General features: G+C 64.1%; 17 protein-coding genes. 12 read left to right on the top strand and 5 right to left on the bottom strand.

Annotation, left to right across the window (positions count from 1 at the left end; genetic code table 11):
* Positions 1-873: 873 nt before the first annotated feature.
* The 5 genes from AC5V87_RS32570 to AC5V87_RS32550 form a co-directional block, all read right to left on the bottom strand.
* Positions 874-1974, bottom strand: coding sequence for an IS4 family transposase (locus tag AC5V87_RS32570; protein ID WP_495368536.1), 1101 nt, complete (start codon positions 1972-1974; stop codon positions 874-876).
* Positions 1975-2275: 301 nt separating this feature from the next.
* Positions 2276-2920, bottom strand: a complete 645-nt coding sequence (locus tag AC5V87_RS32565) for a MarR family winged helix-turn-helix transcriptional regulator (protein ID WP_495368925.1) — start codon at positions 2918-2920, stop codon at positions 2276-2278.
* 893 nt (positions 2921-3813) lie between these two features.
* The gene (fliI, locus tag AC5V87_RS32560) at positions 3814-5139 is read right to left on the bottom strand and encodes a flagellar protein export ATPase FliI (protein ID WP_027565138.1); all 1326 of its coding nucleotides are present in this window, start codon (positions 5137-5139) and stop codon (positions 3814-3816) included.
* Between the two features lie 48 nt (positions 5140-5187).
* A complete protein-coding gene (gene flgF, locus AC5V87_RS32555; protein WP_495368924.1) occupies positions 5188-5916 on the bottom strand; it encodes a flagellar basal-body rod protein FlgF in 729 nt (242 codons plus the stop codon).
* A 3-nt stretch (positions 5917-5919) separates the two neighbouring features.
* On the bottom strand, positions 5920-6708 hold the full coding sequence (locus AC5V87_RS32550; protein WP_456843020.1) for a DUF1217 domain-containing protein: 789 nt from the start codon (positions 6706-6708) through the stop codon (positions 5920-5922).
* A 142-nt stretch (positions 6709-6850) separates the two neighbouring features.
* Here AC5V87_RS32550 and motA point away from each other — a divergent pair, with 142 nt between their 5' ends.
* From motA to flgI, 12 genes are all read left to right on the top strand, one after another.
* Positions 6851-7747 carry a flagellar motor stator protein MotA gene (motA, locus tag AC5V87_RS32545; RefSeq protein ID WP_235543962.1) on the top strand — a complete coding sequence of 299 codons (897 nt, stop codon included), beginning with the start codon at positions 6851-6853 and terminating at the stop codon, positions 7745-7747.
* Complete coding sequence (locus AC5V87_RS32540) at positions 7744-8685, top strand: flagellar motor switch protein FliM (protein WP_456843022.1); 942 nt, start codon at positions 7744-7746, stop codon at positions 8683-8685. Before motA ends, AC5V87_RS32540 begins: the two co-directional genes overlap by 4 nt.
* A complete protein-coding gene (locus tag AC5V87_RS32535; protein ID WP_495368923.1) occupies positions 8666-8974 on the top strand; it encodes a hypothetical protein in 309 nt (102 codons plus the stop codon). The genes AC5V87_RS32540 and AC5V87_RS32535 overlap by 20 nt, the downstream gene beginning before the upstream one ends.
* 76 nt (positions 8975-9050) lie before the next feature.
* The gene (gene fliN / locus AC5V87_RS32530) at positions 9051-9425 is read left to right on the top strand and encodes a flagellar motor switch protein FliN (RefSeq protein ID WP_235543965.1); all 375 of its coding nucleotides are present in this window, start codon (positions 9051-9053) and stop codon (positions 9423-9425) included.
* Between the two features lie 2 nt (positions 9426-9427).
* Positions 9428-10462, top strand: coding sequence for a flagellar motor switch protein FliG (locus AC5V87_RS32525; RefSeq protein WP_456843024.1), 1035 nt, complete (start codon positions 9428-9430; stop codon positions 10460-10462).
* A gap of 13 nt (positions 10463-10475) precedes the next feature.
* On the top strand, positions 10476-11561 hold the full coding sequence (gene flhB, locus AC5V87_RS32520; protein ID WP_495368922.1) for a flagellar biosynthesis protein FlhB: 1086 nt from the start codon (positions 10476-10478) through the stop codon (positions 11559-11561).
* 64 nt (positions 11562-11625) lie between these two features.
* Entirely contained in the window at positions 11626-12027 is a 402-nt protein-coding gene (flgB, locus tag AC5V87_RS32515; protein ID WP_235543969.1) for a flagellar basal body rod protein FlgB, read from the top strand.
* Between the two features lie 11 nt (positions 12028-12038).
* Positions 12039-12455 (top strand): flagellar basal body rod protein FlgC, encoded by a 417-nt coding sequence (gene flgC / locus AC5V87_RS32510; RefSeq protein ID WP_211405007.1) that lies wholly within the window; start codon positions 12039-12041, stop codon positions 12453-12455.
* Between the two features lie 2 nt (positions 12456-12457).
* Positions 12458-12787 carry a flagellar hook-basal body complex protein FliE gene (gene fliE, locus AC5V87_RS32505; RefSeq protein ID WP_456843027.1) on the top strand — a complete coding sequence of 110 codons (330 nt, stop codon included), beginning with the start codon at positions 12458-12460 and terminating at the stop codon, positions 12785-12787.
* A gap of 18 nt (positions 12788-12805) precedes the next feature.
* Positions 12806-13594, top strand: a complete 789-nt coding sequence (gene flgG, locus AC5V87_RS32500) for a flagellar basal-body rod protein FlgG (RefSeq protein ID WP_027565126.1) — start codon at positions 12806-12808, stop codon at positions 13592-13594.
* A gap of 13 nt (positions 13595-13607) precedes the next feature.
* Complete coding sequence (gene flgA, locus AC5V87_RS32495) at positions 13608-14084, top strand: flagellar basal body P-ring formation chaperone FlgA (protein WP_456843028.1); 477 nt, start codon at positions 13608-13610, stop codon at positions 14082-14084.
* Entirely contained in the window at positions 14081-15211 is a 1131-nt protein-coding gene (flgI, locus tag AC5V87_RS32490; protein ID WP_495368921.1) for a flagellar basal body P-ring protein FlgI, read from the top strand. The genes flgA and flgI overlap by 4 nt, the downstream gene beginning before the upstream one ends.
* The last annotated feature ends 29 nt before the right edge of the window (positions 15212-15240 follow it).

Genomic DNA, 15240 nt, shown 5'->3' with positions numbered 1-15240 from the left:
CAAGCTCCGATCGAGCATGAGCCTGATTCGAGGCGGTTCGCCCATGCATCCGGTGCTTTCCTGGCCAGCGGGGCGGCGCTTCGCGCCGCCCCGCTGGCTCCTCGTGTGACGCAGCGCGGCCTGTGTCGCCGCCGGTCAACCCATCCTCGCAAAAATATTCCGCTTTATCGAAATTCGGATTTGTCGTATGTGTCGCCCATCCCGGCTCATCCTTGAGGGGCGATCATGAGGTCGTCATGTTTGCGAGCCGGGCTTTGCGGTGGACGCGGCAGCGTCGGGCGCGAGTGGCCAGGGGCAGGGCGGATTGCTCTCCGTGAGCCCTTAAGGCTTCGCGCGGACGGACGGCGCTGTCAGGTTCGTCGCGCCAACATGTCGATGGCAACGTGCACAACGCCGTCGGCCGCTGTGGCGCCAACGAGCCGCGCGTACGGCAAAACCGTGTGGTCCTGGCCGTCGTTGCTACGGTCAAGCCCTGGCGGATGCGGCAGTCGCGTCAACCGGCGCGCTGCCGGCGACTTCTGTCAGGGTGAGGGAGGCCAGAACGAACTCGGCTCCCGGGAGAGCGCGGCATAAGCCGTCCAACCATCGCGCAGGGAAGGCCGTGTGTTGGGCTTCACCTGTATGCTGCTGTGCGGTTCTTTTGCGCTACCTCTTCGCGCAGCGGACCGCGGGTGCCGCCGGCACCCGGCCTTCCCCATAGGCGTTAAGGTAGCGCAAGCATTGATTGATATTGACGTTTTCGGGGAGGCTCGCGCAGGTGCCGCCCAAGCGCTCGCTTACTGCGGCGCAAGCGGCGGATGGTTGGTTGTGGAATGATTGCTTGCAGCAAGGATGCAACGAGTTGTTGCAAGATACGCCAACCGCCAGGTGTCGTCAGGCGGCCTGCTTCCAGTGGGGAGAGTCCTCGAAGTCGCGGACAAGCGGCTCGAGCAGCAGGATAATCAAGAGGTGAGCCAGCAGGTAGGGCTTCGCCGAACGCTGATCAGTTCCAGGCGGTGTCTTGAGACCAATCAGGCTTTTCAGTCGCTTGAAGCCAAGTTCGATCCGCCATCGCAGTCGATAGAGTGCAAGCACATCCTTGGCGGAGAACTCGTCCCGTGCGAGCGACGTGACCAGAATGACCCAATCCGCGGCTTCCAGAGTCCCTTTGGAGATGATGCGGTTTTCGTCTCGTGCGTCTCGCCGAGCTTTACGACGCGAAGCCGCGGCCGCACCGGTGGGCTTCTTGACCGCAACCAGACGCATAGCCAGAGGCGTCCCGTCCTTGCGTTTGATCCAAATCCTCCGATCGATCAGTCCGCGTGCCTTTGCCGCACGCAATTGGGCCATCAGATCGAATGGAAGGCCTTGGGCATCAAGCCAGCGCGCGTTCTTCCAGCCTGCTCGGATCAGAACGTCGGCACCAGCCGCGCGGACAGCCGCGATGCGGTCAGGTTGCAGATAAGCGCGGTCAGCAATGCGGATCTCGTTCTTGACTACTGGTATCCGGTCAAACGTTTCGCCCTCTTGCTGATCCGTTAGCTCGAAGTGACCAAAGCGCTCACTTGGCAGATCAAATGCACTATGAAGCCGCCAAAGCTCACTGCTCCTGCGGGCAGTCGGCCCGGCCTGAGGTACTGTCGTCGCATCGACGATGCGGATCAGGCGGCCTCGGCTCGCCTTCGGCGCTGCCGCATCGAGCAAGCTCTCCACCAGCACTGCAAACCAATCGCCACATTGACGCAGGCGATAGAACAACGCCACGCTGCTGAGGTCCGCAAGGCCAACAGAAGCCGCCCACGCAGCTGTCGATCTCAATCCTCTTTCCCCTAAACAATAGGCCAGCATCAGCCGAAGCAACGCCACCGCGTCTGGAATTTGGCGCCGCCGCGCGAAAGCCTTCGTCTGGCGCGCGCTTATCTCAAGCTGCTCAGCCCCACCCAGCTGCGCAACCACTCTCGTCCAGTCCTCATTTAGAAGCGATTCGTCTGCCATGCCCCTTGGAATCACGTGTGATTCCAACACTCAAGAATAAACTTAACGCCTATGCGGCCTTCCCTGTGCCCTCTTGGCAAAGGGGGTGAGAGGTCAAGCAAAGCTCGGGCGAATCGAGCCGCGAGGATGCGAAGCTGTGTCTGCGAGTCAGAATTCAAGCTGCCATGCCGATGTGGAGGCTGCGCGCTTATCTGTCTCCGTCACCCCGAGCTGCGCGCTCTGCCGCGTATACCTGCGCGGAGCGAACCTCGAAGAGCGACGGCTCGGCTGCACGCTCCGTTGTCCGGAACACCATGCGCGTCTATCCCTGGCTCGCGACGCGCGCACGGTCGAGATGCTCCTCGATCTTCGGGCGATCGCGGGTACGCTCGAAACTGGTGCAGAGCAGCTCTGTCTCCTCGAGCGAGATCGGGGCGCGATACAGCCGGCACATGAACTCGGCCGTTGCGCGTCCCTTGCCGGCGCCGGCATGGCCGGGGCTGCGTTCGGCGAGGAACATGCAGTCGCGGCAGATGCTGGCGTCCAGCCGCTGATGGGCCGCGTCGAGATGATTGAGGATCTCGCGAAGCGAGTCGCGCAAGCGGAGGCACTCCTCGGTGCCGAGCGCCGTGACCGCGTTCACCACATGATTGATCGGGTCGTGCTGGTTCAGGCATTTCTCGCCCTGCGCGGTGACGTGAAGCACGACGGACCGCTTGTCCTCGTGCGATGGCTTTCGCACCAGGTAGGACTTGCCCTCCAGCGTCTTCACGATCTGCGACGCAGTCGCCCTGGTGGTGCCGATGAAGCCAGCGAGCGCGGATGGGGTGCGCGAAAACCTGTTGGCGCGGCCGAGAAAGCGCAGCGCCATCCATTCCCGATCTCGCAACCCGTGCTGATTGCCCTCGAAATACCAAGCTCTCGCCGCCTGGACCAGCAGCTCGACAGCCTCACGTGCCAACGGCATGCATTTACCTCGCCCCGGGAATCTCTTCTGCGGCGCCCCGGAGCCGCATTCCGCCGTTGCACGCGAATCTTTTGCGAGAAGCCGTATGACCCGCAATGTCCGACACGCACGCCTTGCCCGTTGTCCGCACGAAAGCACGGACTGCTCGGTACCCGACTTCGACTGACGGGCACTGCAAGCCGCGACGCGAGACGCGGCGTCGCCGATGATATGCCAATCGTGGCGTCGTCGAACGAAAGCCCGAGTTGCCGTCGCTGGCGGACGATGGATCGGAGTTGTTCAACCGAAGCCCCTGAAGTTCAAGTCACACGCAGACGTTTCTTTATGTTCACCGAAACGATGAATGAGCTTCTCAACAAAATCAAGTCAAGTCACTCTAGGAGACTGGATGTCGCTCGAAGCAAATATCAAGTTCAAGACAATCTCCCGCTTCGGAACACATGATGGTGATCGCAATAGGCAGCATAACAAGCGAGTTTCGCGCAAATATACGATGGTTTGATTGCACGCATCTTGCTGTCTGTCGTCGATGCAGCTTGGTTGAAGCTTGTGCATGGCGACGATGCGCCTCGGCGCGCCGTCCACAACTTGTGCGATCTGTCAGGGAATCGTCCAATGGAACCCGCAGGGTTTACACGCAGCGGTTGTTTGCGTAAACCCCGCAAAATGGGGCCGGGCCGGATCCGCTTCACCCGGCCGCGAATCTCGACCGAACGAATGACATGCTTGCGACGGAAATGTCTCCGACGATGCATGCACATGCACGGCAAGCGTGGCGGCATGCATGATCGGCTGTCGCGATCATGAGCAGAGCTGCGCTGCGAGCAGGCGCGTGAAGAACACGCGTCAAAACAAGAGCTTCGGTTCTGATTCGATCAGGGTCGAAAAATGCTTCAGTCGCCCCGCAGCATGTCCCGCAGTTCGCGAAACGGGTCGGCGCTCGGCGGAGCCGAGGCATCTTGCCGCATGGCGCTGTAGATCCTCGGCACCATGTCGATGGCCTGGTCGAGGCCCGAATCACGTCCCGACTGATAGCCGCCCATGAGGCGGAGGTCGCGCGTGTCCTCGTATTTGGCGATCATGGTGCGCAGCTTGCTCACCAGTTCGCGCTCTTCGGGGTCCCAGACGTTGTGGGCGAGACGCGAGACCGAGGCCAGCACATCCACGGCCGGATAGCGCGCCTGGTCGGCGATGTGCCTGGAGAGCACGATGTGGCCGTCGAGCGTGCCGCGGATGGTGTCGGCGATCGGCTCGTTGTGATCATCGCCGTCGACCAGCACGGAGAAAATGCCGGTGATCGAGCCGGATCCCTCCTCGCCGGGGCCGGCGCGCTCCAGCAGGCGCGGCAGGTCGGTGAACACCGTCGGTGCATAGCCGCGCGCGACGGCGGGCTCACCGGCGGCCAGCGCAACCTCGCGGGCGGCGTGGGCGAAACGGGTGATCGAATCGACCACGAGCAGCACCGATTCGCCCCTATCGCGGAAATATTCGGCGACCGCCATGGCCGTCTTCGGCGCCAGCCGCCGCATCATCGGGCTTTCATCTCCCGTCGATACGATGGTGACGGCGCGATTGCGGTTGGTGCCGAGCACGTCCTCGATGAATTCGCGCACCTCGCGGCCGCGCTCGCCCACCAGCGCCAGCACGACGGTGTCGAAGCCCTGGCTGCGCGCGAGCATCGCAAGCAGCGTCGATTTGCCGACGCCGGAGCCGGCGAAGATGCCGACGCGCTGGCCGGCGCAGATCGGGGCGAACAGGTCGATGACACGCACGCCGGTGCGCAGCGGCTTGTGCACGCGCGCGCGCTTCATGGCCGACGGCGCCTCGGCCTCGGCCGAGACTGCACGCGACCCCGGCGTCAGGGGGCCCTGTCCGTCCAGCGGGGCGCCGAGCGCGTTGATGACGCGGCCCTTCCAGCTCGGATCGGGCGCGAAGGACAAGGGCGGCATCCGGTAGGCGACGGAGCCGAGGCCGCCGGCAAATTGCCGGTCGAACGGCTTGGCGATGATGCCGTCGCTGTCGATCCGCACCACCTCGCCGATCTGCGGCTTGCCGCCGGAATTGACGCCGATGAGTTCACCGAGGCGCACGAAGCGCGACAGGCCGGAGACGCGGAAATGCGTCGGCGCGATCTCGGAGATCGCGCCGCTGACGCTGGCCAGGGGAGTGCTCTGCTGGAGCTCCAGCAGCGCCCACTCGAGTTGCCGAAGAGCGTTCAAGGAAACCGTCCACCCTCAATGCGCACGCGGCGCAGACTACTTGCAAGTCTACTTGCCCGGCTCGCCCAGAGTCCGGATTGCGTTCTGGAGCGAGCTCTCGGTGCCCTCGATCATCGAATTGGTGCCGTCGAAGGCACGCGAAGCCGCGATCAGCTTCGTCAACTCCATCATCGGATTGGCGCCGGAGCCCTCGACATAGCCCTGCTTGAAGCCGTCGCGGGAGAAATCGGCGATAGCGGTCGCCGGCCGGTCGGGCGTGACGCCGGAATTGCCGTAGCGCTCGAGATTGGCATCGGCGGGGATGCTGAACAGGCCAATGGTGCCGATCTCGTTGTTGTCCTGGGTAATCGCGCCACTGCGCGAGATGGCGATCGGTCCGCCGTTCGGGTCGAGCGTAATCTGCGCGCCGCCGGCGTCGATGACCGGGAAGCCGGCCACGGTCTGAAGATCGCCATTGGGCGCGATCTGGAGGCGGCCGTCGCGGGTGTAGACAGTGCCGTTCGGACCGGCGAAGGCGATCCAGCCCTGGCCCACCACGGCGACGTCGAGCGGGTTGCCGCTTTCGATAATGCTGCCTTGCTCGCGCGAGATGATGTTGTCGCCGGGCGAGGAGAAGGCGACCGGGTTCGCGCCGGCCTTGGACAGCACCGTCTCGAACTTCACCACGTCGGTGCGGAATGCCGCCGTGTTCACGTTGGCGACGTTGTTGGCGATCGTCTGGAGGCGCTTTTCCAGCGCGACCTGCGCCGACAATCCCACATAGAGAGCCGATTGCATGATTTACCTGTTGAAGCGAATGTTCTGAAGCGTCGTGAGCATGTCGGTATCGAGGTTCACCGATGTCGGCGCGCCGGCGATCAGCGCCAGCGCGGGATTGGTCGAATTGTCACTCTGAGCCTGGGTCGCATCCCACATCGCGGCAAAGCGCTGCACGAATTTGGTGACCTTGGTCGGGTCCTGGAAGTCGGTGAGATCGATCTTGTCCGTGATCATCTTGGCCTGGGCGTCGATGTCGGACGAGCTGATCGTCGACGACCAGCCCATCGCAGTCTGCACCACCTGGGTCAGCGCCTTGTCGGCGAGGATCTGGTAGGCGTTCGTGATCGTGGAGGCCTTGCGGGTGAAATAGAGCGCGAGCCGCAGGGCCTCGTTTTGGTTGCCGGCGTTCTCCTCCAGCGTCTGCGTGACGTATTGGGTCGCCGTGCCGGTCGTGGCCGCCGTGGTCGAGGTCGCCTGCTCGCCGAGAGCGGCGAAATTGAAGGCGGTGGCGAACTGCCGATAGCGGGTATCGGAGAGCTTGTTGGCGAAAGCGTCCTGGTCCGAGACCCCCTCGGTCAGCACCTTGCGCATGAACGCCTTGGCGTAGGTCATGTCGCTGAGGCCATAGGCCTTCATCGCGTAGGAATAGAGGCGGTAGTCGTTCAGGAAGTCGTCGATCGTCTTCACGTTGCCGATATGGCTGAGGAAGTAATCGGTATCGCGGCTGACATCAGGCTGTGTCGCGACCTGCGTCATCGACTTGCTCATGTCCGTGGTCAGTCTGGTGTAGTCCGCGATGGTGGATAACATGGCTCGCGCCCCTCTAGCCGCTATTGCGACGTGTCCCAAGCTGCCGTCAATTGCTTGCGCGGGGCTGGCGATGCGGCAAGCCAGCTTCGCGCAAGCGTCGCCGACTAGATATTTCCGGTGGGATCGGCGATGGAGCGGCGTGTTGGGCAGTTTCGTGGGGATTTTCATCACGGTAGCGGCGTTGCTCGGCGGTTTTGCCGCTATGGGCGGGCATCTGGCCGTGCTCATGCAGCCGTGGGAGTTCGTGATCATCATGGGCACGGCGGTCGGCACCTTCATTCTGGCCAATCCGTGGAAGACGGTCGTCGACAGCGGGGTCGCCTGCATGCAGGCCATCACCAACGCTGTGCCGGGGCAGCGCTATTACCTTGACCTGCTCGGGGCGCTGCACGCCCTGATGCGCGAGCTGCGCGGCAAGGGCCGCAACGAGGTGGAAGCCCATATCGACGACCCCTCGTCCTCCGAGATCTTCAAGGCGTTCCCGAGCGTGCTCGGCGACCCGTCGCTGCTCCAGTTCATCTGCGACTATGTCCGCCTCATCATCATGGGCAACGCGCGCACCCACGAGATCGAGGCGCTGATGGATGAGGAGATCCACACCATCGTGAAGGGCAAGCTGGCGCCCTATCATGCGCTGGTGACGGTGTCCGAGGCGATGCCGGCGCTTGGCATCGTCGCCGCGGTGCTCGGCGTCATCAAGGCGATGGGCGCGCTCGACCAGTCGCCGAAGCTGTTGGGCGGCTTCATCGGCGCGGCCCTGGTCGGCACCTTCGCCGGCATCTTCCTGTCCTACGGCATCATTTCGCCCTTCGCGATCAAGATCAAGATGACGCGCGAGAAGAAGTGCCGGCCCTACATCATTGTCAAGCAGACGTTGCTGGCCTTCATGAACGGCGCCATGCCGCAGATCGCGGTCGAGCACGGCCGCAAGATGATCTCGAGCAACGAGCGTCCCTCGATCGACGTGGTCGAGAACGAGACGATCGCGGGCCCCAAGGCCGTTCCGACCGAGGCTGAACCGAAGGCGGCCCGCGCATGACGATGGAAGACGTCGAAGTCGATCAGCGGAAGCAGCTGCCGAATTACCTGCTCGATGCGGCGGGTATCTCGATCGAACGCATGCCGATGCTCAATGTGATCTTCGATCGCATGGCGGCATCGTGCACCGACAGCCTGCAGCCGATGGCCGGAACGCCCTGCTACTTCTCGGTCAACGGCATCACCAACGACCGCGTCGGCGACATCATCAAGGACTATGAGGGCAACGCGGTCGCCGCGGTGCTCTATGCCGAGCAGTGGGACTCCCGCGTCATCATCATGCTCGACCGCGATTTCGTGTTCACGATGGTCGAGGCGATGTTCGGCTCCGACGGTGCCGAGCCGCCCCTCGACGTCGAGCGCTCGTTCTCCAACATCGAGATCCGCCTGGTCCAGGCGCTGTTCGAGCGCTTCGCCAAGGCGCTGCAATCCGCCTTCGCCGGCACCTCCAACGTCACCTTCCGCGTCGAGCGGGTCGAGACCGCGATGGCCTCGCTGGCGATCGGACGCAGCGGCAACATGTCGATCTGCGCGAACATCATGCTGCAGGCGCTCTACCGCGGCGGCCAGATGTTCCTCATCGTCCCGCACTCCGCGCTCAACCCGCTCCGGCAGAAGCTCGCGACCGTCGTGGTCAGCGAGGGCGGCGCGGCCGATCCGCGCTGGCGCGAACAGATGGAAAGCGAGGTCCACCGCACCGAGGTGACGCTGAGCGCGGTGCTCGACGAGAAGATGATAACTCTCGGCGATGTCGTGAAGTTCCACGTCGGCCAGGTGCTCGAGCTCGAAGCCACGCCGCGCACGCTGGCCCGCCTCGAAAGCAACAACCAGGTGCTGTTCTGGTGTCAGATCGGCCAGCTCGATGGCTATTACGCCATGCAGGTGGCTGATCCCGTCGACCAGAAACGGGAGTTCGTCGATGATATCCTATCTCGTTGATGCCGTGCTCTTGATTGCGCTCGCCTTCACCAGCATGCGGGTGACCCGGATGCACCGCGAGCTGGCGCGCTTGCGCAGCTACCAGGGCGAGTTCTCGACCATCGTCCACGAGACGGCGGGCGCCTTCGACGCCGTCATCACCGCTGCGCACGATTCCACCGCGAACCTCGGACGGCTCGCCAACGTGCTGAGCACAAAGATCGATCAGGCTCACGAGGCGATCGCGGCACTCGATGCGAGGAGCGGGCTCGCGTCCGCCGCAGGCGGCGCCGACGTGAACAAGCATTGAGGCCGAAGCAGTCTGAACACATACGGCCGGATCGTCGTGGCGCTCCGGGGGCGGAACTACCAAGAGGCGATACGACATGGCGCAATCCTTCGACTATGAATCTGCATCTGCATCGGAAGAGACCGAGGCGTCTCCGCTGGAGCGGCTGGCCGAGATTGCCGCGCGCACGGCGGAGGAGACGGGCAAGTTCGCCAACGTCGATGCCATCCTGCGGATTCCCGTCACCATGCAGGTGGTGCTCGGCTCGGCGACCATTCCGGTCGCGAATCTGATGAAGCTCGGCCGCGGCGCGGTGGTCCCGCTCGACCACCGCGTCGGCGAGCCCGTCGACGTCGTGGTCAACGGCCGCATCGTCGCCCGCGGCGAGGTGGTCGTCGTCGAAGAGGACAACTCCCGCTTCGGCGTCTCGCTCACGGAAATCGTCGGTCCGCTGGGGCAGGGTGATACCTGACCATGGCGGCACAGGTCGCTCCCGTCAAGCAGCGAGGCGTTGCCGCGCTGGGTGGAACGGAAAAGGTCGCGGCGCTCCTGTTGGCCATGGGCCGCCAGGCGGCCGCGAGCGTGCTCGCGCAGTTCGAGCCGCAGGATATTCGCATCGTCACCAAGGCCGCGGCGGAGTTGCGGCCGATCACCGCCCAGGAGCTCGAGGCGATCGTCGAGGAGTTCGCCCAGCAGTTCTCGATGGGGGCCAACATCCTCGGCACGCTCGGGGGGCTCGAGGCCGTGCTCGGCGACGTGCTTCCGGCCGACCAGGTCACGGCGATCATGTCGGACCTGCTCGGCAATTCGAGCCGCTCGGTATGGGACCGCGTCTCGTCGGTCTCGGAAAATTCGCTGGCAACCTACCTCTCCAAGGAGCATCCGCAGACCGCGGCGCTGATCCTGTCCAAGGTCAAGCCGTCCTGCGCCGCCAAGGTGATGAGCCAGCTGCCCTCAAGCCTGCGCAACGAGCTGATGCGGCGCGTGCTCAGCCTGAAGCCTATCGTCGACGACGCGATGAAGGTCCTCGAGAAGACGCTGCACGAGGATCTGACGCTGAATTTCGCCCGCAACCTCGGCGCGGATACCTACGCCCGCGTCGCCGACATCATCAACAAGATGGAGCGCGGCCACATCGAGGACATGCTGAAGAGCCTGTCGGAGAAGCGGCCGAAGTCTGCGGAAGTGCTGAAGGAGCTGCTGTTCACCTTCGACGACGTCGTCAATCTGGCCCCGAAGGCGCGCACCATGATCTTCGATCAGGTGCCGACCGACCGCATCGTCGTCGCACTGAAGGGCACCGACAAGCATTTCCGCGAAACCATCTTGTCCGCGGTTGCCTCGCGCGTTCGCCGTGTCGTCGAGAGCGAACTTGCGATAGGCGAGCCGTCGAACCAGCGCGACGTGCTGGAGGCGCGCCGCGTCATCACCGACCTCGCGCTCGACCTTGCGGAGAAGGGCGAGATCGAGCTCAACCCCGACCAGGAGGATGAGCTGGTCTTCCGCTGACCGCTGAACGGGCATGGCAGAAACATCCGATCAGGACAGCAAGACAGAAGAGCCGACCGAGAAGAAAGTCCGCGATGCGCTCGAACAGGGCAACATTCCGGTCTCTCGGGAGGCGTCCATCTTCGCCTCGATGGCCGCGCTGATGGTGATCCTGACATTCCTGATCGGTCGGGGCGTGCAGCAGTTGACGCTGACCCTGAAGGGACTTCTCGACGACCCCGACGGATTCCCGCTCAGCACGGCGGCGGATGCGCAGCACCTGCTCACCGTCTTGGGCCTCGAAGCGCTGCGGTTTCTGACGCCGTTGCTCGTCATTCTCGCCGTGTTCGGGCTGGCGGCCTCGCTGCTACAGAATGCGCCTAACCTGGTGCTCCAGCGCATCATGCCGGACCTTTCGCGAATTTCTCCACTCACCGGCTGGAACCGGTTGTTCGGGACGCAGGGCTTCGTGGAATTCGGCAAGTCGCTGTTCAAGCTCGCCTCGGTGACCGCCGTCGTCGCCTTCGTGCTGCGCTCGTCCGAAGCCAAGGCGTTCGAGGCGATGTACACCGATCCGGTCGCGCTGCCGGAGATGATCCTCAGCATTGCGATGCGGATCGTCTCGGCGATCTGCATCGCCACCATCGTCCTCGTCGCGACCGATCTCGCCTGGGCGCGCTTTCATTGGCGGCGCGAGCTGCGCATGACCAAGCAGGAGATCAAGGACGAGCACAAGCAGGCGGAGGGCGATCCGCTGATCAAGGCGCGCCTGCGCTCGCTCGCGCGCGACCGCTCGCGGCAGCGGATGATCGCCTCGGCGGCGCGCGCGACGCTCGTGATCGCGAACCCGACGCATTTTGCGATCGCGCTGCGCTACAAGCGGGAGGAGAACGCGGCGCCGCTGGTCGTGGCCAAGGGCATGGACGTGATCGCGCTCAAGATCCGCGAAGTCGCTGAGCAGAACCGGATTCCGGTCATCGAGAACAAGGCGCTGGCGCGCGCGCTCTACGAGGCGGTGCAGGTCGACCAGGTGATTCCGGCCGAATTCTTCCGGCCTGTCGCCGAGATCATCTACTTCCTCCAGTCGAAACAGGCGCCGCGGCCCGAGAAGGTCCAGTAGATTTCCGAGGATGGCGCTTCGCGCAACAGCTTGACGAAAGCTTAACGCCCTAGGGTTCTCCCGAATGGACCAGAACGGGGCTGTCGTGGGACCGCTTTATCTCTTCGAACTCGCATCGTCGCAGGCGCGTTACCTCGAACTCCGCCAGCAGACCATCGCGACCAACGTCGCCAATGCCAACACGCCGGGCTTCAAGGCGCGCGACGTCGAGCCCTTCAACAAGGTGCTCGACACCATGCCGGTCCGGCTTGCGACGACATCGCCGTCGCACCTGCAGCTGTCTGCGGCCGAGACCGACACGCGCGCGACGGCCAAGAAGGACAGCTGGGAAGTAGTCCACTCCGGCAACTCCGTCAGCCTCGAGCAGGAGATGATCAAGGGCAACGACGTCAATCGCGACTACTCGATGAACGCGGCCGTCGTGCGCTCGTTCCACCGCATGCTGCTGTCGAGCGCAAAGACCTGAGGTGAATTGACATGCTGGACGCACTGAGTGCCTCTCTGACGGTCGCGAGCTCCGGGCTCGAAGCGCAGTCGACGCGCATGCGCATCGTCTCGGAAAACCTCGCCAACGCCACCTCGACGGGCCGCACCGCCGGCGCCGATCCGTATCAGCGCAAGACCATCACCTTCGATGCCGCGATGGACCGCGCCTCCGGCGCCCAGCTTGCGAAGATCAAGGAGATCGGGGTCGACACCACGCCTTATCGCGTCGAGTACGATCCGGGGCATCCCGCCGCCGACAAGGCCGGCTACGTCAAGCTGCCGAACGTCAACATGATGATCGAGATGGCCGACATGCGGGAGGTCAACCGGTCGTATGAAGCCAATCTCCAGGTCGTGAAGCAGGTGCGCTCGATGCTCGGCATGACCATCGACCTTCTGAGGAGCTGACAATGCTTGAGGCGATTTCATCCACAGCGGTCTCCGCCGGGCAGGCCGCGTCCCGCGCGACCGAGACACAGGCCATCGCGTCGGCGGCGCCGACCGCGGTCCAGTCGGGCGACGATCTCGGCTTCGAGTCGGTGATGAAGCAGGTGACGACGGACGCGATCGGCACGCTGAAGGCGGGCGAGGCGGCGTCGATCTCGGCGATGCAGGGCAAGGAGTCGACGCGGAAGGTCGTCGAGGCGCTGATGTCGGCCGAGCAGGCCATGCAGACGGCGGTCGCGGTCCGCGACAAGGTCGTGCAGGCTTACCAAGAAGTCGTGCGGATGTCGATTTGATCTGAGGGAGTGACGTAAGTGAAATCGCTCGCCATTGCGGCTACGGGCATGAATGCCCAGCAGACCAACATCGAAGTCATCGCGAACAACATCGCCAACATCAACTCGACCTCGTACAAGCGGGCGCGCGCCGAATTCACCGACCTGTTCTACCAGATGGACCGCATGCAGGGAGTCGCGAACGTCAATGGCTCCTCGCCGATCCCCGAAGGTGCCAATCTCGGCCTCGGCGTCAAGTCGGCGGCGATCCGCAAGCTGCACATCCAGGGCGCGCTGACGCAGACCGGAAACCCCTATGACCTCGCCATCAACGGTCGCGGCTGGTTTCAGGTGCTCGGTCCCAACAACGAGGTGCAATACACTCGCGCTGGCTCGTTCAACACCAATGCCAACGGCCAGCTCGTCACCATCGACGGCTACCTGCTGGATCCTGCGATCACGGTGCCGCAGGGAACGGTCCAGGTCACGGTCAACCAGACCGGACAGGTGTTTGCCAAGCTCGACACGGAAATCAACCCGCGCCAGATCGGCCAGCTCAACCTCGCCAATTTCGCCAACGAGGCGGGCCTCGAGCCGCTCGGTAGCAATCTCTACCGTGAGACGACGGCGTCAGGCACGCCCGTCGTCGGTCTGCCTGGCGATTCCGGCTACGGCAAGATCAACCAGCAATATCTCGAAGCCTCGAATGTCGATCCGGTGAAGGAGATCACCGAATTGATCTCGGCGCAGCGCGCCTACGAGATGAATGCGAAGGTCATCCAGGCCTCGGATGAAATGGCCTCGACCGTATCGAAGGGCCTTCGCTAGTTCCGGTGTCTCCATGTTGAACAGGGTTGGCCTGATCGTGCGCGGGTTGGCCGCCGTGCTGCTGGTTCTGGTCTCGGCTGGCATCGCCGTAGCCGAGGAGAAGCGGCTTCCCGTGCCGGCTGTGTCGATCCGCGCGGGCGAGCTGATCCGGGACGACATGATCACGGAGCGCGTCTTCGCGCCGAACGTGCTCGGCGTTGCCATGTTCATCGAAGGACGCCAGGTCCTGGTCGGCCGGATGGCGCGGCGCAACTTGCTGCCGGGCCAGCCGATCCCGACCAACTCGGTGGAAGAGCCCTGGACTGTCGCACGCGGCGCCATGGTCAAGGTCGTGGTCGAGGACAGCGGCCTGTCGATCGTCACCTACGGCTCGGCGATGCAGCAGGGCGCGCCCGGCGCGCTGATCCCGGTGCGCAACACCGATACCGGCGTGATCATCAGGGGCATCGTCCAGCCGGACGGTACCGTCAAGGTCGTGGACGGGTCATGACTAGGTTGCTGCTCGCGCTCGTCCTGCTCCTCTCCGCCGCCAGCGCCCAGGCCGCCGTCCGCATCAAGGACATCGCGGACATCAAGGGGTTGCGCGAAAACCAGATCGTCGGCTACGGCCTCGTCATCGGCCTTAACGGCACCGGCGACACGCTCCGCAACGCGCCGTTCACCGAGCAGTCCCTGCAATCGATGCTCGAGAACATGGGCATCAACGTCAGGAACGAGACCACCAGCACCAACAATCCGCCGCGTCCGACCACGCTCCGCACGCGCAACGTCGCGGCCGTGATGGTGACCGCGGATCTGCCGCCCTCGATCGGGCCCGGCGAGCGCATGGACGTGACGGTCTCGTCGCTCGGCGATGCGACCTCGCTGCTCGGCGGAACGCTGGTGATGACGTCGCTGCGCGCGGCCGACGGTGCGGTCTATGCCGTGGCGCAGGGCGCGGTCACGGTCGCTGGCTACAGCGTCGGAGGCCAGGCACAGAACGTCAGCCAGGGCACGCCGACCGCGGGACGCATTCCGAACGGCGCGCTGGTCGAGCGCGAGGTGCAGGGAAGTCTCCATGAGATGGAATTCCTAGTGCTGGAGCTCAAGAATCCCGATTTCGTCACCGCGACGCGCATCCTCGATGCCATCAACCGCTACGCCGGCGGCCGCTATCGGGCGCAGATCGCCTTCGAGCGCGACTATCGCACGATCGTGCTGTCGAAACCGCGCTACGTCGGGCCGGTCCGTTTCCTCGCGGAGGTCGGCGAGCTGACGGTCGAACCCGATACTCCGGCGCGGGTGGTGATCAACGAGCGCACGGGGACGGTGGTGATCGGACGTGACGTGCGCATCTCGACCGTCGCCGTGACGCACGGCAATCTGACGGTTCGTGTCACCGAGCTTCCTGTGGTCTCGCAGCCCGCGCCGTTCTCGCAAGGGCAGACGGTCGTCGTTCCCCAGACCATCGTCGAGGCCAACGAAGCCGGATCGCAGGTGGCGATCCTCAGCGGCGTCGACCTCCAGCGTCTGGTGCGCGGCCTGAACCAGATCGGCCTGAAGCCGTCGGGCATCATCGCGATCCTCCAGGCCATCAAGACCGCCGGTGCGCTCCAGGCCGACGTCATCGTGCAATGATGCACAAGCGTCGTGCAAGCTTGGTCGCT

This window comes from Bradyrhizobium sp. SOJA106 (genome assembly GCF_059448745.1).
Note: the sequence above shows the minus strand (reverse complement) of the source record. Positions and strands in the feature narration are given on the sequence as shown.

Coding starts and splice junctions, on each gene's coding strand:
- flgF (WP_495368924.1), bottom strand. CDS start 5,916: ATGCAATCGGCTCTCTATGTGGGATTGTCGGCGCAGGTCGCGCTGGAA.
- flhB (WP_495368922.1), top strand. CDS start 10,476: ATGGCAGAAACATCCGATCAGGACAGCAAGACAGAAGAGCCGACCGAG.
- AC5V87_RS32565 (WP_495368925.1), bottom strand. CDS start 2,920: ATGCCGTTGGCACGTGAGGCTGTCGAGCTGCTGGTCCAGGCGGCGAGA.
- flgB (WP_235543969.1), top strand. CDS start 11,626: ATGGACCAGAACGGGGCTGTCGTGGGACCGCTTTATCTCTTCGAACTC.
- fliN (WP_235543965.1), top strand. CDS start 9,051: ATGGCGCAATCCTTCGACTATGAATCTGCATCTGCATCGGAAGAGACC.
- fliE (WP_456843027.1), top strand. CDS start 12,458: ATGCTTGAGGCGATTTCATCCACAGCGGTCTCCGCCGGGCAGGCCGCG.
- AC5V87_RS32525 (WP_456843024.1), top strand. CDS start 9,428: ATGGCGGCACAGGTCGCTCCCGTCAAGCAGCGAGGCGTTGCCGCGCTG.
- flgI (WP_495368921.1), top strand. CDS start 14,081: ATGACTAGGTTGCTGCTCGCGCTCGTCCTGCTCCTCTCCGCCGCCAGC.
- flgA (WP_456843028.1), top strand. CDS start 13,608: ATGTTGAACAGGGTTGGCCTGATCGTGCGCGGGTTGGCCGCCGTGCTG.
- AC5V87_RS32540 (WP_456843022.1), top strand. CDS start 7,744: ATGACGATGGAAGACGTCGAAGTCGATCAGCGGAAGCAGCTGCCGAAT.
- AC5V87_RS32535 (WP_495368923.1), top strand. CDS start 8,666: ATGATATCCTATCTCGTTGATGCCGTGCTCTTGATTGCGCTCGCCTTC.
- AC5V87_RS32570 (WP_495368536.1), bottom strand. CDS start 1,974: ATGGCAGACGAATCGCTTCTAAATGAGGACTGGACGAGAGTGGTTGCG.
- flgC (WP_211405007.1), top strand. CDS start 12,039: ATGCTGGACGCACTGAGTGCCTCTCTGACGGTCGCGAGCTCCGGGCTC.
- AC5V87_RS32550 (WP_456843020.1), bottom strand. CDS start 6,708: ATGTTATCCACCATCGCGGACTACACCAGACTGACCACGGACATGAGC.